Raw genomic sequence first — 18,492 nt, 5'->3', positions numbered from 1 at the left:
GCGGCAGGCTTGCGGCCGCCCGCTCAGGCGCGCTTTTTCAGATCGGCGCGCGTGAAGGCAAGGAAGTCGCCCTCGTCGAGCGGATGGGAAAACAGATACCCCTGCAGCACCTGACAGCCGACGCCGCGCAGGATCTTCGCCTGTTCCTCGGTTTCCACCCCCTCGGCCACGGTGGCGATGCCCAGCGTCTCGGCGATCTCGATGATCGCCCGCACCAGATTGCGTGAGCGCATGTCGCAGGCCACCGGGCGCACGATCCGACGGTCGATCTTCAGCGCCTTGGGCGCGATCTCCATCACCCCGATGATCGAGGCATGGCCCGAGCCGAAATCGTCGATTTCGATGTCGATCCCGGCCTCGCGGATCTGGTCGAGATGGAACCGGAAGGCATCGCTCTCCTCCTCGACGAGGATCGATTCCAGCAATTCGAAGGTAACCCTGGTGCCGCCGCCAGCCATCGAGCGCGCCAGCGAGACCACATCGGGATCATGCATCCGGCCCGAGCTGACATTGAAGCTGATCTTGGGCAGCACCAGCCCCTGATCCTGCCAGCGCGCCAGGGCAGAGCGCGTCTTGCGCATCATGATCCGGTCAATCTCGGGCACGATCCGAAGCTGTTCGGCCACATGCATGAAGTCATCGGGCGACAGCAGGCCCTTTTCGGGGTGACGCCAGCGCAGAAGCGTCTCGGCCCCGACCAGACGCCCGTCCTCGGCCGCGATCTGGGGCTGGAAGAAAGGTTCGAATTCGTCCCGCTCCAGCGCCTCATGCAGTTCCACGGCGATCCGGCGATCGTTGAGGATGTTCCGATGCAGCTCGGCGGTGAAGAACTCCATCCGGTTGCGCCCGCCTTCCTTGGCCCGGTACAGCGCGGCATCGGCAAAAAGCTGCAGTTCGGCCCCAAGCTCGGTGATGTCCCCGGTATGGGCAATGCCGAAACTGGCGCCGAACCGGCAGAGCCGCCCCTCATAGGTCAGCGGCCGGCTCAGCGCGCCCTGCACCCGTTCGACCAGTTCGCGCGCATTGTCCTGGTTCATGTCCGGGCCGAGCAGGATCGAGAATTCATCGCCACCGATGCGGGCCACGAAATCGACCGCGCGCAGCATTTGGCGCAACACCTCGGCCACCCGGATCAGGACCCTGTCACCGGCCTCATGGCCCAGCGTGTCGTTGACATATTTGAAATGATCGAGGTCGATCCGGATCAGCACGCAGTCGCGCGGTCCCTGCCCCGCCCGCGCCGCCTCGATCCGGCTGCTCAGCACCCGGTCGTAAAACCGCCGGTTGGGCAGCCCGGTCAGACCGTCATGCAGCGCCTGCCGCTCGTTCTCGGCCCGCATCGCCTCGGCCAGCCGATGCGCCTGACGAAGCTCTGCCTCGCGCTGGACATCGCCGGTGACGTCATGCAGCGCCCCGGCCCAGAGGATGGTGCCGTCCTCCTGACGACGCGGCGCCGAGGCGCCCGACAGCCAGATCAGCCCCCGCTCCGGATGGCGGATCCGGAACCGCTGGCTCCAGAGCGAAAGATCGCGGGCACTGTCCTCGATGCTGGCGAGCACATGCGGCAGATCCTCGGGATCAATCCGCCGCAGGACATCGCAGCTCCGCATGCCGATCTCTTCGCGGCTGAGGCCCATGATGTCCTCGAATTTGGGCGTGGTATAAGGGAAATCGATGCTGCCATCGGCCTGGCGACGAAATTCGTAAAGCCCGACCGGCGCGATCATCGCCACCGAACTCAGCCGCTCATGGACGCGGCGCCCCTCCTCGGCCGCCTCGGCGGCACGGCGCTCGGCGTCCAGGCGGTCGGTGATGTCGAAGACATTGCCGTACCAGACCACGGTCCCGTCCTCGCGCGCGAAGGGCAGCGACGCGACCAGCACCGAGCGGAAACCACCCTCGGGCCTGCAGACCCGCAACCGCATCTCGAAAGGCGTCAGCCCGCGCTGCGAGGTCGCGATCGCCCGGCGCAGGGCACGGATGTGATCGGGAGCGACCCGGGTCATGAGCGCGCTGGCATCGGCCTCGATCTCGGCCCGGCTCAGCCCCATCAGAGCGGGCAGCTTGGCGCTGAAATAGGGCAGCTCGAACCGGCCGTCGGGCGAAATGAGAAAGATGAAAAGGGCCCCGGGGGCGTTGTCGGCCAGGGTGTTCAGCCGCTCGCCGGCAAGGCGGGCGGCCTCGGCGGCCTCGGCCAGCCGCGCCTCGTTCTCCTTGACATGGTCGATGCTGACCAGCGCACCGGCGATCAGGTCGGGTTGCCCCGAGGCCGCCCGGCGGACCCGCCGCGCAACCGCGCGGTACCAGTGATACGAGCCATCGGCATGCAACAGCCGGTGTTCATGGGCATAGGTTTCCGAGCGCCCCTCCAGCAGGTCGCGCATCAGGGCCACCGCCTCGACGCTGTCCTCCTCATGGATGAGGCCGCGCCAGCAGCCCTTCTGGGGCGGGAAGGCGCCCGGCGCATAGCCCAGCAGACCATAGGTGCCGTCGGGGATCCAGCCTTCGCCGGTGGCCGGACAGACCACCCAATGCGCGATCCCGCTGCACAGCGCCGATGTGCGCAGCATCTCCTCGCGGGTCTGGGAGTCGATCCGGGCGGTTTCGGCGGCGGCCAGCGCCTCGGCCAGCCGCGTCTCGTTGGCCTTGAGCGCGGTGACCTCGGTCAGCGTGCCGCAGATCATGTCGGGCAGTCCCGACGCGGCCCGGTCGAGCCAGCGCGCCTTCGAGGATACCCAGCACCAGCCGCCATCGCCGCGCCGAACCCGGAACTCGACCGCGATCGCCTCGAGCTTGCGCCTGTAAAGCGCATCGACCCGGCCCAGCGCCTCGGAGGCGTCCTCGGAATGGATCAGGTTGCGGAACTCGGCGGCGGTGAAGCGGCGTCCGGGCGGATAGCCCAGCATCGCGGCAAGATGATCGTCGGCCCGAAACAGCCCGAGCGAGGGCACCGCGTGCCAGGGAACGACATTGCTGTATTCGGTCGAGACCCGGAGGATCGTGGCCTGCAACTGCTGCTTGACCCGCGCCGCCTCGGCCTCGTCGCGGGCCTGGCGCGCGAGTTCCAGGGCATGGGCAAGCTCCTGTTCGTAGGTCTTGCGGGGGGTGATGTCGCGGCTGATGCCGCAGACCAGCGGCGGCAGACCGACCTCGCTCAGCGACACCAGCCGGGCGCTGGTCTCGAACCAGCGCCAGGTTCCGTCGGCGGCGCGCAGGCGGCAATCGATATGCATCCGTTCGGACGCGCCCGAAACCAGCGCATCCATCGCGGCGCGGGCCGCCTCGGCATCGTCGGGATGAAGCAGCTCTCGGAACCCGCTGCGGCTGGTGTCGATGGCGCCGGGCCGGTATCCCAGCGTCCGGGAAAAGACCTCGTCCAGCCAGTAGGTCTCGATGACCGGATCGAAGGTCCAGTGCCCGAACCCGGCACCCTCGGCGGCGATCCGTATGATGCCTTCGGTTTTCGCGGCCTCGGTGCGGACACGCCGCGCCTCGAACAGCGCCTGCTGCAGTTGCGCCTCATGCTCCTTGTGATGGGTCACATCCGAGAGGACGCCGCAGAAGACCGGCCGCTGCCCCAGCCCCGGCTCGACCCGGCGGGCGCTCGCCTCCACCCAGAGATAGCGGCCGTCGCGGTGCCGCAAACGGCAGTCGATCCGGATGCTCTCGTCATCGCCCCGGATCAGCCGCGCGGCCACGGCGCGCATGGCCGGACGGTCCTCGGGATGGACCCGCGACCGGAGCCAGGCCGAGTCGATCTCGCCCCTGTCGGGGTCATGCCCCAGCATCGCCAGCATCCCGTCCGCGACCCGGATCCGGCCGCAATCCGGATCGAGGGACCATTCGGCAAAGCCGACGAGTTCGGCCGCGCGCGGCAACACCGCCTGGGAACGCGACAGATGCCCGGTCCCGGCCGCAGAGCAGGCCGTTCCGATGCGCGAGGGCGCGACCGGGTCGGCCTGCACCAGCACAGCGCCGCCCCGGGTCTCTGCAAGCGCGGTGAGACTGCAGTCGAGCAGGCGCGGGTGCCCGCCTCCGGTCAGGAAACAGCCGCGGAAGCGGACCCGGACCGCCCCGTCGCGTCCGACCCCGGCGCGGGCGCGACGGAACCGCGCGACCTGGCGCCCGACCAGCAATGCCGTGTCACCAAGCCCGACCCAGTCCGCAACCGGGCGGTCGAGCAGCGCGGCCGCGGCAGGGTTTGCCGCCAGCACGGTGCCATCGGGACCGGTGGCCCAGGCGGGGGCCGCCATCAGCGCGACCAGATCGGCCACCTCCCCGAAGAGGGGCGCGGCCGCCTCCCCCGGGCTGCCCTGAACGGGTCGGCTCATGCCACCCCCCGCCCGCCTTGCAGGGCACCGCCAGCCAGCCCGGCGATGATCTCGGCCGCCCCCGGACGGCCAAGATAGAAGCCCTGCGCCTCGATACAGCCCGCCGCCGCGACCGACGCCAGCTGTTCAGCCGTCTCGACCCCCTCGGCCGTGACGCCGATATCGAGGCTCGCACAAAGCGAACAGACCGCGCGGACAATGGCCGCCGCGCTGGGATCGTTCTCCAACTCGCGCACGAAGGAGATATCGATCTTCACCTTGTCCAGCCGCAGCGCCCGCAGGTAGCCCAGCGAGGAATAGCCGGTCCCGAAATCGTCGAGTGCGATCTGCACCCCCATTTCGTGCAGCGCGTCGAGGGTGCCGAGCACCTCGGGTCCATGATCGAGCAGCACGCCTTCGGTGATCTCGACCTCGAGCCGGCGCGGGTCGAGCCCGGACGCCGCCAGCGCGGCACGCACATCCTCGACCACCCCGACACGATGGACCTGAACCGGCGAAAGATTGACCGCGACCTTCAGATGGGCGGGCCAGGTCGCGGCATCGGCGCAGGCCATCTCCAGCGCGCGGGCCCCGAGCGGAACGATCAGGCCCAGCTCTTCGGCCATCGGGACGAATTCGGCGGGCGATACCCGGCCACGCACCGGATCGATCCAGCGCATCAGCGCCTCGGCCCCGACCAGATCGCCCGAGGCGATATCGAAGAGCGGCTGGTATTCCATCACGAAAGCATCGCTCAGCACCGCTTGCCGCAGGTCATGTTCAAGCTTTTGCAAGGCGCGCTGTCGCGCGTTCATCTCGGGATCGAAGAACAGGCACTGGCCGCGGCCCGCCGCCTTCGCCGCATAAAGCGCGAGATCGGCATTCCTCAGCACATCGGCGACACAGTCGCCATCGCCCGGAGCCAGCGCCACGCCGACGCTGCCCCCGATGCGCAGGCTGTTCCCCTCGATCTCGAAGGGCGAGGACAGCAGCGCGATGATCCGCTCGCCGAGCCCCCGCGCCCCCTCGGGCTGGACGCAGCCACGCTGGATTACGGCAAATTCGTCGCCGCCGAAACGGGCCACTGTGTCGGCATCGCGCACGGCCCAGCTGAGCCGCGCCGCCACCTGCCGCAGCAGCGCGTCGCCGATGCCGTGGCCCAGCGTGTCGTTGACATTCTTGAACCGGTCGAGATCGACGAACAGAACCGCGGCCGGACATTCCGCCCCGGCCTCGGCGATCGCGCGGTCGATCGCCTCGCTGAAGGCGCGCCGGTTGGGCAGGCCGGTCAGCGGGTCGTGGCGCGCCAGGTGCCGAATATTGGCCTCGTGGCTGACCCGTTCGGTGATATCCTCCGCGATCATCATCCAGCCATCGGGCGTGGGCTGGATGATGACCGAGACGCTGCCGCCTGCCATCAGTTGCCAGGTGCCGGTCATCTGATCGCCCCGGGCCACGGTGGCGGCGATGCCGGTGCTGAATTCACCGGCACTCTTCCGTCCCCGGTCGACCCTCGCGGCCAGCCGGTCGAGCAGATCGCGCTGGGCGACACCCGGGGCGCAGTCGGCGGGGGACAGATCGAAGATTTCGACCAGGGCCCGGTTCGAAACCGCGACCCGACCCAGCTCGTCGAGCATGCAAAGGCCGAGCGGCATGTTGCGAACCGACGCCGCGAGGATTTCGCGCTGCAGTTCGAGATCGGCGGCGAGGGCGCGGGCCTCCAGCACACTGTCGCGAAACGCTGCCGCGGCCTCGGCCAGAATGCCGATTTCATCGGTCCGGCCCGGCAGAACGGGCAGGATGGCGGCGTCTTCGCCCCGGTTCAGCCGCCGCATCGCCGCGCTGATCGCCAGCAATGGTCGGCTGACCCGGCGCACCACCCAACGCATCGTCAGCAGCGTCGCCGCGAGCCCGGCCAGAAGCGCGCCGAGGGTCAGCACACGGGCGCGCTGCCACTCGCGCTCGGCCGCGGCCGAAATCCCGGCCGCCTCCGCCTGGACGACGTCGACCAGATCGCTGACGCTGCGCCGGACATCGGCCTCGGCCACGCGGACACTGTCCTGCATCGCGGCCTCTGCATCGGCCAGAGCGCCGCGTTCGTAAAGCCGTCCGACCCGGTCGAGGGCGGCCAGATACTTCAGCCAGGCGGCCTCGAGCGACTGTTCGACCTCCAGCGCGCGCGCCCCGAGCGTTAGCTGATCGAGGCGCTCGATACCGGTCAGAAACCGCGCGGCGGCGCGGCGCATTTCGCGGTCGATATCCGCGGCCTGCCTGAAATCCGTGACCTGTACACGACGACGCGCGAGGAGCGCATGGGCATCGAGCGCGATCTCTATCTCGTTCACCGCCAGCAACTTGGGAAGCGCCACATCGCGCATCTCGAGAGAGACCGCGGTGACCGACCCGATCTGGCCGAGGCTGAGCGCCCCGAGCCCGAGGATCAGCGTCAGGAAGGTGGCCGCGGCAAGCCCCAACCCGTTCAGGATGCTGCTTTCACCCCCGCGCAGAACCGAAGCCATTCGGCCCCGTCGCGCGCCGCTGTCGCGCAACCGCTGCGCCATGGGCTGTCGCAGGTCGTTTTCCATCTATTGCAGGAATCTGAAATGGCGCCACTGCTGGCGATCGGCCCGAAACTTCGCAAGCGACGCGTAGACCCGCGCAAAATTCGGATTGAGCCGGGATTCCTCGGCCACGACCGCCTGCCAGGCGGTTTCGAAGGCGACCAGCATCTCGGCCGGCCAGCGATGCAGCTCGACCCCTTCGGCCGCGATGGCCCGCAACGCCTGCGCCTGCACCGCCTCGCCCTCGGCGAGGGTTTGCCGGATCATGTCGCCGCAACCGGCCTCGAGCACGGCCTTGTGGCGGTCCGGAAGCCCGACCCAGACCGGCCGCGGGAGATAGAGGTTGATCAGGGTCGCAGGCTGATGCCATCCAGGAAAATAGTAATATTTCAAAATCTTATGCAATCCGAGCGGGACATCCATCGACGGAAGCGAGAATTCCGTCGCATCTATCCTGCCGCTCTCGACCGCTTCGAACATCTGCTCGGGGCCGAGCAGGACAACCTCGACCCCGAAGCGCTGCATCACCTGGGCCCCGAAACCGAAAAACCGCATCCGCAACCCCGCGAGATCGTCCGCCGACGTCATCTCGCGCGGGAACCATCCCGACGCTTCGGACGGAATGATGCCGCAGAGGATGTTGTGAACATCGTAAGGCCGGTAGAGGTCCTGCGCGAGTTCGCGCCCGCCGCCGTAGAAATACCAGGCCAGATACTCGTCGGGCGTCGGGCCGAAGGGCATGCCCGTGAGCAGACCGAAGGCACTGTCGCGTTGCGCATACCACCCGGCGGCCGCCCAGACGCCGTCTATGGCACCATGGTTCATCTCGACGATGATATCGAGCGCCGGAGCGGCCGCGCTTGGCGAGGCGATCGACAACCGGAGCGTACCCCCCGACATCCTCTCGACCCGTTCGGCCAGATCCAGCGCCGCACGACCAAGCACCGGCATGTCGACGGGAAAAAACGAGGCGATCCGAAGCTGGACCGGCCCGGATATGCCGCCTTGTATATTGGCCGAAGGCGCGCCGGTCGGATGTGCTCGGGCCGGACCGGGCGCCAGCATCGCCCCGAGCAGCAGGATCAGGAGGCAGCAGGCAACCAGCGCCGGACGCAGGGGGATCGGGGCTGGCGGAAGGATGTTCGGCATCGCGCTCTCCTGACATATCGGCCTTTTCCTGACCCAACGGCAACCGCGGTCCGAATTTGGGCCTCAGGACTGAAAGCGTCATTAACCGGAACGGTGTCCTGCCTGTGGCCAAGCCCGGCTAATATTGCGGTTTTCGCTCAAAAGAGAGCTATCCTGCCGAGGTGAACGAATCGAAAACGCACGCCGCCCCCGGACCGGCCGGTCAGGCCTGCTTCATGTCGGCGAACGAAACCGCTGCTGACACGTTGAGACGGCGGGCGCGGCACCGGCCGGGACCCGTGCTTTCCACTGCGGCAGCCGAGAGGACCTCATGGCCCGAACCGAAGATTTTTCGCAAGACAGCATAGGCAGGATGCGCGAGGCGCCGGTTTCGGCGGTTCTCGACGCGGTCGAGCAGGCGGCGCAGGGCGACCGGCTGTCCGTCAGGCGCATGTTCGAAGCGCTGGGATCGGTCTCGTTCCTGCCGCTGATGCTGGCCCCGGCGCTGGCCGTTGTCTCGCCGCTGAGCGGCATTCCGGGCTTCTCAAGCCTCTGCGGCATCGGCATCGCGCTGATCGCCGGACAGATGCTGGTACGGCGGCGCCATCTCTGGGCTCCGGACTGGCTGATGCGGCGCGAGATCCGAGCCGACCGCGCCCGCACCGCGATCGCCTGGCTGCGCCGTCCGGCGGGCTGGCTGGAATGGGCGGCGCGGCCGAGGCTGAAGTTTCTGGTCACCCCGCCGCTGGTGGCTGTGCTTCAGCTGCTCTGCATCCTCGCCGGTCTGGCGATGCCGTTCCTGGAGCTGGTGCCGTTCAGCTCGTCGCTGCTGGGCATGGCCGTGGTCACATTGTCGGTGGCGATGCTGGCCCGCGACGGGCTTCTGGCCCTGATCGGAATGGCGCCTTTCGCGGCCGCCCTCGCCGTGATCGTCGGCGTGCTGGAATTGGGATAAGGGCTCGGCGCCCCCGCCCATGAAGAAACGGCCCGCCGCAGAATTGGCCGCATAAAAAAAGGCGCCCGGACCGGACCGGACGCCTCGGGCGGTAACGAAAGGCGGGCCCGGGCCCGCCTTTCGTCGGTCAGTTCTGAGCCTCGCGCGCCTCTTGCGAAATCGCGCCCCCGGCCGACTGGATATCCTGGCCTGCGCCCTCGACGGTCTCACAGGCAGCAACACCGAGAAGCGCGGCGGCGGACAGGCAGAAAACAACGATACGGGTCATGGAACCTCCTGTGTCAATCATGGCAGACCAACGCCCCGGCCGCGTTCAGGTTCCCTCGGAAACGCCGCCGGATGCCGCTTCTTCATCCGGCTCGGCCTCGTCCTCCTCGAGGGAGGCCCCCAGCGGCGCGAAGGTCACATGGAGCTCGTAGCGATCGGGCTCGGAATGGACCTCGAATTCGGCGTCGAGCTGAGCCGCGAATGACGAGATGAGCTGCCGCCCCATGCCCGAACTGTCGGTCAGGGCACCAGTCTCGGCACCGGGATCGGGCTCGGGATCCTCGCTGCGGGAATTGACCACACTGAGGCAGATCCGACCGTCCTCGAGCGTCTGCAGCGCCATGGTGATCCATGCCTGCCCGCCCTCCGGCGGCGTCCCGCAATACTTGACCGCATTGATCGCGGCCTCGGTCGCAAGCAGCGACAGCGGGACCGACTGATCGGGATTGACCTCGACGGGGCTGAACTGGGTGGCGATCTTGACGCTCTTCTCGGCGCCGCCGATATCGCTGACCACCACCAGCTGGCGGATGATGTCGTCGAGCAGCCTGTCGGCGCGGACCAGGGACAGCTTGCGGGCCATGTAGAGATAACGGTGGATCGCGGCAAGCGCCATCACCCGGTCCTGCACCCGCTTGAGAAGCCGGCGCGCCTCGGCGCTGCGGGCGTTGCGGATCTGCATGTTCATCAGCGAGGTGATGAGCTGAAGGTTGTTCTTGACCCGGTGATGGACCTCCTTCAGCAGGATCGTCTTCTCGGCCAGATCCTCCTCGAGAGCGCGGTCCTGTTCGGCCAGACGCCGGGTCATGCTGCGGAAGGCCTCGGCCACCACTTCAAGCTCGTGCGGGGCGTGATCGAGCCGGGCCTGCCCGAAATCGGTATGTCCGCTGGCATAGAGCCGCATCCAGCTCTGCAGCCGCTTGATGTGACGGATCACCAGCCGGTGCACGGCGAAATAGGCGACGACGATGCCGGCCACCCACATCAGGATCGGGAAATAGAGCGCCAAGGCCCGGCCCGTCGTCGGCACCGTGCCATTGCGGTCGGGCGCCCAGCTGCCCATCACGAAAATGCGGTCGTCGATCACCGGAACCACCGCGAAATCGCGGGTCTCGCCAAGCCGGTTGGTACCGCGGAACGACTGCCGCCCCGCCGCGGCAAGCGCCTCGAGGGTATGGTTGCGCGGCAAGACCTCCTCGAAGGTCTCGGGCGGAGCGCCCTCCTCGCGCGTGGCCGCCTCGGCGGTGAGGAATTCGCCCTCATGGTCGAACACCAGCAGATCGACCTCGGCGCCGCCGTCATCGAGCGTGTAATAGGCCGCGGCATAGGGCATCGAGATGAGAACGAACCCCTGCAGCTCGCCCTCCTCGAAGACCGGCACGCTGACCCGCACCACCCGGGCGCCCTCCAGCGGAACGCTGAACCGGGTGTCGACGCGAGGCTGCGGATCGCGCAGAAGATTGAGGAAATAGGCCTGATCGACGAGGCTGAGATGTTCGCCATTCGAGGAACAGGTGATCCTGCCATCGGGCTCGACGAACCCGGCGAAGAGATAGGTCGGGTTGTCCTTGACCAGCCGCGCCATCACCGCGTCGCAGGAAAGACCGCCGCCCTCGAACACCACATTGGCCGCGGCAACGGAACGGGCCGCACCGAAGGCCTCCTGGATCAGCGCCTGGGTCCGCACCGCGGCGCGCTGGGTCCGGTCCATGAGCGCCACGCCCGAAAGCCGCTCGGTCTCGTGCAGGACCTTCGAGGTCTGCGACACGGAGATCAGCCCCAGCGGCAGCATGGCGACGGTCAGGGCACCGATCAGCCAGAGCGCCAGGCTCTTGGTCAGACGGCGCGTCGAAATGCGCGCCTTGAGAGTATCGGTCATGCAGGTCGCTTGGAGGAAAGACCGGCCAGCGTCACGGGATCGGTCATCGCAATATCGTCGGCATCGTTCAGATGCATCAGCTCGGCCAGCCGCACCCGGGCCCTGTTGACCCGGCTCTTGATGGTACCCACGGCACAGCCGCAGGTCGCGGCGGCCTCCTCGTAGGAGAAGCCTTCGGCGCCGACCAGGATCAGCGCCTCGCGCTGCTCGTCGGGCAGCTTGGCGAAAGCGACCTTGAAGTCCGCCAGCGCAAGCCTGCCGTCATGATGCGGCTTTTCCGAGAGATGCGCGGCAAGCGCGCCATCCGGGTCCTCGACCTCGCGCCGACGCTTGCGATGCATCGAATAATAGGTGTTGCGCAGGATCGTGAACAGCCAGGCCCTCAGGTTGGTGCCGGGTTCGAACTTGTCGAAATTGCTCCAGGCCTTCACGATCGCATCCTGCACCAGGTCATCGGCCGTGGCCGAATTGCGCGTGAGGCTGAGGGCAAAGGCCCGCATCGCCGGGAGATGCGTCACCAGGTCTTCCCGGGGGTCCGACGCCACGCTCACGTATCGCTACCCTTGCCGCTGCTGCCATTGGACGCCTCGGCGCCAGCGCCGCGCAGCTGCTCAAGCAGCTTGAGGAAGCGGTCGGGGACCTGCTCCTCCACGGCCTGCGCATAGACGCGCCGCAAATTGTCGTCGATTTGCTCTTCCATGCGACCCCTACGGTCCTTGTGTTCCATTCCGGTCGGCCCGCCTTAACTTTCAGACTGCGGAACCAAACGCCGGTAATCGCGTTCGGTTCCCATGAGACATTGTTTTTTTGAGGTCGCGCATGACGCATGCACCACATTCTGACGATCTTTCCCGAGTGATCGGGTCGGAACTGCCCTATCTCAGACGCTACGCGCGGGCGCTGACTGGCAGCCAGACCAGCGGCGACGCCTATGCGATCGCGACACTCGAGGCGATCCTTTCAGATCGGGAGGTCTTCGAACAGGGGCTGCCGCCAAAGGTCGCGCTGTTCAAGGCGTTCAACCGGATCTGGGGATCCTCGGGCGCGCCGCTGAGCGAGTCGCAACCCGCCTCGGCCATCGAGGCCCAGACCCGGCTTGCGGGCCTGACCCGCAATACCCGCGAGGCCCTGCTGCTGCAGTCGATCGAGGGCTTCACGACCGAGGAGGTCGGCACGATCATGGGCCTGCCGGGCACCGAGGCCGAACAGCTGATCCGGATCGCCCGCGACGAAATGGCCCGCAGCATCGCCGGGCGCGTGCTGATCATCGAGGACGAGGCGATCATCGCCATCGACATCTCGGCCATCGTCCAGGGGCTGGGCCATGAGGTGACCGGGATCGGCCGCACCCGGCGCGGCGCCGTCGATCTGGCGAAGAAGGACCCGCCGGACCTGATCCTCGCCGATATCCAGCTGGCCGACAAATCCTCCGGGATCGACGCGGTGAACGACATCCTCGGCGACCTCGGCGACCGGCCGGTGGTGTTCATCACCGCCTTCCCCGAACGCCTGCTGACCGGCGAGCGGCCGGAACCCGCCTTCCTGATCTCGAAACCCTATACCGAGGACCAGGTGCGCTCGGCGGTGAGCCAGGCGATGTTCTTCTCGAGCACCGAGACGCTCGGCGCCTGAGCTGCCCCGGGGCTGGCGTCAGTGCCGGCGGCCAGCCCTGAAACAGCCTGAAACAGTCGACCCCGCCGGGTTACACGGCGGGGTCTTTTGTGCCATCCGCGCGAACCTGCGAATGACGTGCAGCCGTCATCCTTCTCATGTTACGGCATACGGCCCCGGAGCGCCCGCGCCACCAGCGCAACGACGAAGAGGACGAGGAAGACGAAGAACAGGATCTGCGCGATGCCGGCCGAGGCCGAGGCGATGCCCCCGAACCCGAAGGCGGCCGCAATCAGCGCGACGACGAGAAAAACCAGTGCCCAGTAAAGCATTTCTTGGCTCCTTTCATGTCCGGTTGTATTGACCCAACGTCGAGCGGGCAGAGTGGTTCCAGCCCAATGCAGAGGGCCTCTCGCAACCGTGATTTCACCGCGAGCAGACGGAACCGCGCAGCACAGGCGGACGTTTCCTGCGCTGAGATGCAGCAGATGCAATAACAGCAAGGAGGCCGTCATGGCACAATCGGCGGAAAAGCGGAACGACAGCAGCGCCAGCGTTCAGGATCTCGAGGTCCAGATCGAGGCGCTGAAGGACGACATCGCCCAGATTGCGCGCACCCTGGGCGACCTGAGCGAGGCCAAGAAGAACGACATGCGCGACACGGTGCAGCGCCGGGCCTCGGAGCTGCGCGAACGCGGGGAGGCGACGGTCGCCGGGGTCCAGGACCGCGGCGCCGAACTTGGCGAACAGGCGGCCGATGCCGTGCGCCGCCAGCCCGCCGCCGCGATGGGCATCGCGGTCGGGCTGGGTTTTCTCGTCGGGCTGATGACGGGCCGCCGCTGATGTTCTCGCTGCCCCTCGACGAGGCCGAACGCCGGGCGCGCGCCTTTTCGCACCGGCTGGCGCTCGGCACCGCAGGCAGCCTTTGCGCGGGGGTGGGCGCCGCTTTCCTCACGGTCGCGGCCTGGCTGGTGCTGAGCGCCGGTCACGGGGCGGTCTTTGCCGCCACCGTGATCGGCTCGGCCTATCTCGGGGCGGGGCTGATCCTCTGGGCCCTGAGCCTGCGCCCGCGCCAGCCGGAACGAACCGCGCCGCCGGCCGATCCCTATACCCCCTTCATCCACATGGCCGAGGGTTTCGCGGCCGGGCTCGAGGCCGGGCGCGCCGCCCGCAAGCCCGGCAGCAGCGACCGGGCGCGCGACTGATCGCCCGCGCCCGGCGCCACGCCTTCACGAGGCGGCCGGGCCGGTCCAGCGGTTGGCATGGCCCATCTTGCGGCCGGCGCGGGTCTCGGCCTTGCCATAGAGATGCAGCGCCACCTTCGGATCGGCGGCCAGATCGGGCACCCGGTCCATGTCCTCGCCGATCAGGTTCTCCATCACGATATCGGAATGGCGCGCCCCGTCCCCCAGAGGCCAGCCCGCCACGGCGCGGATATGCTGCTCGAACTGGTCGATGACACAGCCGTTCTGGGTCCAGTGGCCGGAATTGTGCACCCGGGGCGCGATCTCGTTGACCACGAGCCCGGCCTTCGTCACGAAAAGCTCGACCCCCATCACCCCGACATAATCGAGCGCGTTCAGGATGCGCCCCGCCAGCAGCACAGCATCGGTGCGCTGCGCCACGCTCAGCGGCGCGGGCACGGTGGTCGTGTGCAGGATGCCGTCGCGATGGATATTGGCGCCCGGATCGAAACAGGCGACCTCGCCCGAGACGCCGCGCGCCGCGATCACCGAAATCTCGGACGAGAACTCGACGAATCCCTCAAGGATCGCGGGGGCGCCGGTCATCCCGGCCAGCGCCGCCGGGCCGTCCTCGGGCGCCATGATGCGGGCCTGGCCCTTGCCGTCATAGCCGAAGCGGCGGGTCTTCAGGATCGCGGGCGCGCCGATTTCCTCCAACGCCTCGGCCAGATCGACCTCGTCATCGACCGCGGCGAAGGGCGCGGTCGCGAGCCCTTGCCCGTTCAGGAAGGATTTCTCGACCAGCCGGTCCTGGCTGACGGCCAGCGCCTTCCGGCCCGGACGGATCGGCACCACCGCCTCGATCGCGTCCAGCGCGGCGGTGGGGATGTTCTCGAATTCATAGGTGACGACATCGACAGAGGCGGCAAAGCGGGCCAGCGCCCCGGTATCCTCATAGGGCGCGGTGGTCACACGCTCGGCGACCTGACCGGCGGGCGGCGCGGCGGCGGGCTCGAAGACATGACAGCGGAACCCCAGCCGCGCGGCCGCGACCGACAGCATCCGGCCAAGCTGGCCGCCGCCGAGAATGCCGATGGTGGCGCCGGGGGCGAGACGGGCGGAGACGCGCGGCTCACTCATCTGCGGGCACCTCGGGGATCGAGGCCGAGAGATCGGCCCGCCAGCGGTCGAGCCGCCCGGCCAGCGCGGGATCGTTGAGCGCGAGGATGCCCGCGGCCATCAGCCCGGCATTGGCAGCACCCGCCGCCCCGATCGCCATGGTCGCGACCGGAAAGCCCTTGGGCATCTGCAGGATCGAATACAGGCTGTCGACGCCCGACAGCGCCCGGGTCTGGACCGGCACGCCGATCACCGGCACCCGGGTCTTCGAGGCCATCATGCCCGGCAGATGGGCGGCACCGCCCGCGCCCGCAATGATCACCTGCAACCCGCGCCCGACAGCGGATTTGCCGTAATCCCAGAGCCGGTCCGGGGTTCGGTGGGCCGAGACGATCCGCGTCTCGTAAGGCACCTCCAGCGCGTCCAGGATGTCGGCTGCCTGCCTCATCGTGGACCAGTCCGACTGGCTGCCCATGATGATGCCCACTTTCACGTCGCCCATGCGGTTCGACCCCCTCGTTTTTGCGAGCGGGCACTATAGCCCCGTGCGGCGGCTACGCAATGATGTCGGGGGTCAGCTGGTCCTCGATCTGCGCGATCCGGTCCTTCAGCGACAATTTCTGCTTCTTGAGCCGCTTGAGCGTGAAGCTGTCGCCGGTGCTCTTTTCCTGCAGGGCATGGATCGCGTCGTCGAGATCGCGGTGCTCGCGCCGCAGAACCTCCAGTTTGACGCGCAAGACCTCGTCGGATTTCATCTCGCTGGCGATGTTCATCTGGTTCCCGGGGGCTGAGTCGCTGAGGTTGCTTCAAGTGTTAACATAGCGGGCGAATGGCCTTGCGGGAAGCCGCTCCGGTTCCCATATCCTGGGTCGGACCGCCGCGGATGCGGGGTCCCGGAAATTCCAGGTCGCTTGTTCAAGGACTTGCCCATGACGAAACTCACCCTCGGCTCGCACCCTTTCCTTCTGGGCTTCGAGCAGCTCGAACGCCTTGTCGAGCGAACCGCCAAATCCGGAAACGAAGGCTACCCGCCCTTCAATATCGAACAGACATCCGAAACGGGCTACCGGATCACCCTCGCCGTCGCGGGCTTTCGCGAAGGCGATCTTGCGATCACGGTCGAGGACCGGCAGCTGGTGATCCGCGGCCGTCAGGTCGAGGACGGCGCCGAGCGGATCTTCCTGCATCGCGGCATCGCGGCACGGCAGTTCCAGCGCAGCTTCGTGCTGGCCGACGGCGTGGAAGTCAGCGGGGCAACCATGGAAAACGGCCTGCTGCATGTCGATCTGAGCCGGGCGGTGCCCGAAAGCGTCGTGCAGACGATCCGGATTTCCACAGCGTGAGGTAAACGGTCATGAATGTGAAATACGATCCCCTGCCCGATACGGGCGAACGCATCGTCTATGTCCGGCCGGTCAAGGTGGCAGAGCTGCCCGAAGAGCTGCGCCGCCAGGCCCCCGATCTGGACGAGCTTTACGCCGTGCACGATTCGAACGGCGACCGCCTTGCGCTGGTGCGCGACCGCAAGCTGGCCTTCCTGCTGGCGCGCCAGAACGACATGGCCCCCGTCAACGTTCACTGACACCGATCGGCAGGGAGGGCCGCCGTTGGCGCGCGCCCTCAGCCGCCATGGGCCCGGAAATGCGCCGCGGCGGCATCATAGGCCCTTTCGCGGATCTCCGGCCGGTCCATTAGGATTTCGTGGCGCCCGTCCTCGACGAGATCGAGCGTCCCGCCCGGCCAGTTCGCCATCCGCCGCCGGATCGCGGCGGGGCTGACGATCCGCTCGCGCCCGCCCAGAAAGGTCAGCGCCGGAACCGGCGGCGCGGGCAGCCGCGACAGCCGCGCCGCCTCTGACAGGGCCTCGCGCAACCAGGTCACGGTCGGGCCGGCGATGCCCAGATCGGGATGCACCGTCACCTGGCGGCGCAGATTCTCGTACATCGCGCGGTCTCCGGTCAGGTCATTGGCCTCGAAGTCCGTCGCCAGCACATAGGGCTTGGCACCGGTCCCCGGCACCCGCGCCGCGCCGCGCCCGACACCGCTCAGCGCCCAGACCAGGGGCGCCGCGACGGGACCCAGCCGGATCCCCCACATCGGCGCCGAGAACGCCGCGCTCGCCACGTCGAGCCCCTCGTTCAGCGCGCGCAGCGCGATGGCGCCGCCCATCGAATGCGCAAGCACGTGATAGGGCCGCGGCAGGCCCAGCGCCTCGGCCGCCCGCCTCACCGCCCGCACATCGGCCTGGAAATCGCCAAATCGCGCGACATGGCCGAGCGACGCATCGCCCAAGGCCCGGTCGGCCAGCCCCTGCCCGCGCCAGTCAACGGCCAGCGTCGCAAAGCCCCGCGCGCGGAGCGCGGCCGCGGCACTGCCGTATTTCTCGGCATATTCGGTCCGGCCGCAGAACAGGAGCACAGTGCCCCCGGTCTCTTCCTGCCCCCAGACGCCGATCCTGATCCGCACACCGTCCTCGGTGCGCAGCCACCAGGCGCTGCCATCTGCGGGACCGTCGGCGACATCGGCATAAAGCGGCGCCCGATCCATCCGGGTCAGGTAAAGATCTGGGCCAGTTGCATCGCCTTGCCCATGTCGCCCTCGATCATGAGCTTGCCGGTCATGAACGCCGTGGTCGGGTTCAGATCGCCCTCCATCATCGCCCGGAACGTCTCGAGGCTGGCCGAGAGCGTCACATCGGCCTCGGCATCGCCCGCATGGGCGCCATCTTCATCGACGATGATGTCGCCGGTATCCTTGATGGAGAACTTGGCAATGCCGTTGAAACCGCCCGACAGTTTGTCGTTCAGGGCCTCGACGGCCTTGTCCAGCGTATCGCTCATTCGGGTACCTCCGATTTGTGAATGCGGGGCATGTCGCCTTTTTCCGCCTGTTGCGCTATCTTGCTCCCCGTTATGGCCAATACGCTGCGCTTTCTCAATCTTGCCTTGGCGGTATTTTCCGGCGCGGCGCTGATCGCCGGGCAGGGCATCGCCGATTCCGGGCGCGCCGAGGATCTGCTTGAGGAATTGCAGCGGCCCGACCTGCCGAACTGGCAGCGGGTCGAGGACGCGCTCTGGGGCGAATGGTCGAAATCGGGCTCGGCGGCGATGGACCTGCTGCTCAGGCGCGGGCGCGACGCCATCGAGGCCGAGGATTACGGCGCCGCCATCGGCCATCTGACCGCGCTGGTCGACCATGCCCCCGATTTCGCCGAAGGCTACAATTCGCGGGCCCTGGCCTATTACCGCTCGGGGCTCTACGGCCCGGCGCTGGCCGATCTCGCCCGCACGCTCGACCTGAACCCGCGCCATTTCGGCGCCCTGACCGGGCTTGGCACCCTTCTCGAGGAAACCGGGCAGGATGCAGCGGCGCTCGGCGCCTATCGCGCGGCGCACGCTATACATCCCCACGATCCTGACCTAGAAGACGCCGTGCGCCGGCTCGAGATCGTCACCTCTGGCCGGACCCTCTGAACGAC

General features: G+C 67.8%; 20 protein-coding genes. 7 read left to right on the top strand and 13 right to left on the bottom strand.

The genetic code is table 11. The features are described from left to right. Positions 1 to 23: 23 nt before the first annotated feature. From A6W98_RS07035 to A6W98_RS07025, 3 genes are all read right to left on the bottom strand, one after another. Complete coding sequence (locus A6W98_RS07035; RefSeq protein WP_052677959.1) at positions 24 to 4,331, bottom strand: PAS domain-containing protein; 4,308 nt, start codon at positions 4,329 to 4,331, stop codon at positions 24 to 26. Further along, positions 4,328 to 6,829, bottom strand: a complete 2,502-nt coding sequence (locus A6W98_RS07030; RefSeq protein WP_052677958.1) for an EAL domain-containing protein — start codon at positions 6,827 to 6,829, stop codon at positions 4,328 to 4,330. Before A6W98_RS07030 ends, A6W98_RS07035 begins: the two co-directional genes overlap by 4 nt. Positions 6,830 to 6,895: 66 nt before the next feature. After that, positions 6,896 to 8,020 carry a TRAP transporter substrate-binding protein gene (locus A6W98_RS07025; protein ID WP_052677957.1) on the bottom strand — a complete coding sequence of 375 codons (1,125 nt, stop codon included), beginning with the start codon at positions 8,018 to 8,020 and terminating at the stop codon, positions 6,896 to 6,898. 310 nt (positions 8,021 to 8,330) lie between these two features. Here A6W98_RS07025 and A6W98_RS07020 point away from each other — a divergent pair, with 310 nt between their 5' ends. After that, the gene (locus A6W98_RS07020; protein WP_247904420.1) at positions 8,331 to 8,954 is read left to right on the top strand and encodes an exopolysaccharide biosynthesis protein; all 624 of its coding nucleotides are present in this window, start codon (positions 8,331 to 8,333) and stop codon (positions 8,952 to 8,954) included. 127 nt (positions 8,955 to 9,081) lie between these two features. Here the strand turns inward: A6W98_RS07020 and A6W98_RS07015 are convergent, their stop codons facing one another. Genes A6W98_RS07015 through A6W98_RS07000 form a run of 4 tightly spaced genes read right to left on the bottom strand, consistent with a single transcriptional unit; the run spans position 9,082 to position 11,800 of the window. After that, complete coding sequence (locus tag A6W98_RS07015) at positions 9,082 to 9,222, bottom strand: entericidin A/B family lipoprotein (RefSeq protein WP_060833775.1); 141 nt, start codon at positions 9,220 to 9,222, stop codon at positions 9,082 to 9,084. Between the two features lie 45 nt (positions 9,223 to 9,267). After that, on the bottom strand, positions 9,268 to 11,100 hold the full coding sequence (locus tag A6W98_RS07010) for a sensor histidine kinase (RefSeq protein ID WP_063490889.1): 1,833 nt from the start codon (positions 11,098 to 11,100) through the stop codon (positions 9,268 to 9,270). After that, positions 11,097 to 11,645, bottom strand: coding sequence for an RNA polymerase sigma factor (locus A6W98_RS07005; protein WP_072071738.1), 549 nt, complete (start codon positions 11,643 to 11,645; stop codon positions 11,097 to 11,099). Before A6W98_RS07005 ends, A6W98_RS07010 begins: the two co-directional genes overlap by 4 nt. Positions 11,646 to 11,647: 2 nt before the next feature. Continuing rightward, positions 11,648 to 11,800 (bottom strand): NepR family anti-sigma factor, encoded by a 153-nt coding sequence (locus tag A6W98_RS07000; protein ID WP_231098386.1) that lies wholly within the window; start codon positions 11,798 to 11,800, stop codon positions 11,648 to 11,650. A gap of 119 nt (positions 11,801 to 11,919) precedes the next feature. Here A6W98_RS07000 and A6W98_RS06995 point away from each other — a divergent pair, with 119 nt between their 5' ends. Then, positions 11,920 to 12,732: a response regulator gene (locus A6W98_RS06995; RefSeq protein WP_042459609.1), complete on the top strand. Its 813-nt coding sequence runs from the start codon at positions 11,920 to 11,922 to the stop codon at positions 12,730 to 12,732. A 140-nt stretch (positions 12,733 to 12,872) separates the two neighbouring features. On the opposite strand, the gene A6W98_RS20255 is transcribed toward A6W98_RS06995, so the two are convergent. Continuing rightward, a complete protein-coding gene (locus A6W98_RS20255) occupies positions 12,873 to 13,043 on the bottom strand; it encodes a DUF1328 domain-containing protein (RefSeq protein ID WP_042459606.1) in 171 nt (56 codons plus the stop codon). Positions 13,044 to 13,224: 181 nt separating this feature from the next. On the opposite strand from A6W98_RS20255, the gene A6W98_RS06990 reads away from it, so the two are divergent. After that, positions 13,225 to 13,554, top strand: a complete 330-nt coding sequence (locus A6W98_RS06990) for an ElaB/YgaM/YqjD family protein (RefSeq protein ID WP_042459604.1) — start codon at positions 13,225 to 13,227, stop codon at positions 13,552 to 13,554. Beyond that, positions 13,554 to 13,916: a hypothetical protein gene (locus A6W98_RS06985; protein WP_042459601.1), complete on the top strand. Its 363-nt coding sequence runs from the start codon at positions 13,554 to 13,556 to the stop codon at positions 13,914 to 13,916. Before A6W98_RS06990 ends, A6W98_RS06985 begins: the two co-directional genes overlap by 1 nt. A 24-nt stretch (positions 13,917 to 13,940) precedes the next feature. Here A6W98_RS06985 and A6W98_RS06980 read toward each other — a convergent pair whose 3' ends face one another. The 3 genes from A6W98_RS06980 to A6W98_RS06970 are packed head-to-tail and all read right to left on the bottom strand — an operon-like array spanning position 13,941 to position 15,787. Beyond that, on the bottom strand, positions 13,941 to 15,035 hold the full coding sequence (locus A6W98_RS06980; RefSeq protein WP_042459598.1) for a 5-(carboxyamino)imidazole ribonucleotide synthase: 1,095 nt from the start codon (positions 15,033 to 15,035) through the stop codon (positions 13,941 to 13,943). Then, a complete protein-coding gene (gene purE, locus A6W98_RS06975; protein WP_042459595.1) occupies positions 15,028 to 15,516 on the bottom strand; it encodes a 5-(carboxyamino)imidazole ribonucleotide mutase in 489 nt (162 codons plus the stop codon). Before purE ends, A6W98_RS06980 begins: the two co-directional genes overlap by 8 nt. A gap of 52 nt (positions 15,517 to 15,568) precedes the next feature. Beyond that, positions 15,569 to 15,787, bottom strand: coding sequence for a YdcH family protein (locus A6W98_RS06970; protein ID WP_042459593.1), 219 nt, complete (start codon positions 15,785 to 15,787; stop codon positions 15,569 to 15,571). A gap of 156 nt (positions 15,788 to 15,943) precedes the next feature. On the opposite strand from A6W98_RS06970, the gene A6W98_RS06965 reads away from it, so the two are divergent. Together A6W98_RS06965 and A6W98_RS06960 are read left to right on the top strand one after the other, a co-directional pair. Further along, positions 15,944 to 16,357 carry an Hsp20 family protein gene (locus A6W98_RS06965; RefSeq protein WP_042459590.1) on the top strand — a complete coding sequence of 138 codons (414 nt, stop codon included), beginning with the start codon at positions 15,944 to 15,946 and terminating at the stop codon, positions 16,355 to 16,357. Between the two features lie 11 nt (positions 16,358 to 16,368). Next, on the top strand, positions 16,369 to 16,596 hold the full coding sequence (locus A6W98_RS06960) for a DUF1150 family protein (protein ID WP_042459586.1): 228 nt from the start codon (positions 16,369 to 16,371) through the stop codon (positions 16,594 to 16,596). 38 nt (positions 16,597 to 16,634) lie between these two features. Here A6W98_RS06960 and A6W98_RS06955 read toward each other — a convergent pair whose 3' ends face one another. Continuing rightward, positions 16,635 to 17,561, bottom strand: coding sequence for an alpha/beta hydrolase (locus A6W98_RS06955; RefSeq protein WP_042459583.1), 927 nt, complete (start codon positions 17,559 to 17,561; stop codon positions 16,635 to 16,637). Between the two features lie 5 nt (positions 17,562 to 17,566). Continuing rightward, positions 17,567 to 17,854 (bottom strand): SCP2 sterol-binding domain-containing protein, encoded by a 288-nt coding sequence (locus A6W98_RS06950; protein ID WP_042459580.1) that lies wholly within the window; start codon positions 17,852 to 17,854, stop codon positions 17,567 to 17,569. Between the two features lie 72 nt (positions 17,855 to 17,926). On the opposite strand from A6W98_RS06950, the gene A6W98_RS06945 reads away from it, so the two are divergent. Further along, complete coding sequence (locus A6W98_RS06945) at positions 17,927 to 18,487, top strand: tetratricopeptide repeat protein (RefSeq protein ID WP_143540942.1); 561 nt, start codon at positions 17,927 to 17,929, stop codon at positions 18,485 to 18,487. Positions 18,488 to 18,492: the final 5 nt, after the last annotated feature.

The sequence above is a fragment of the Rhodovulum sulfidophilum DSM 1374 genome (genome assembly GCF_001633165.1).
Classification (GTDB): Bacteria; Pseudomonadota; Alphaproteobacteria; order Rhodobacterales; family Rhodobacteraceae; genus Rhodovulum; species Rhodovulum sulfidophilum.
This window is presented reverse-complemented; position numbering and strand designations above follow the sequence as displayed.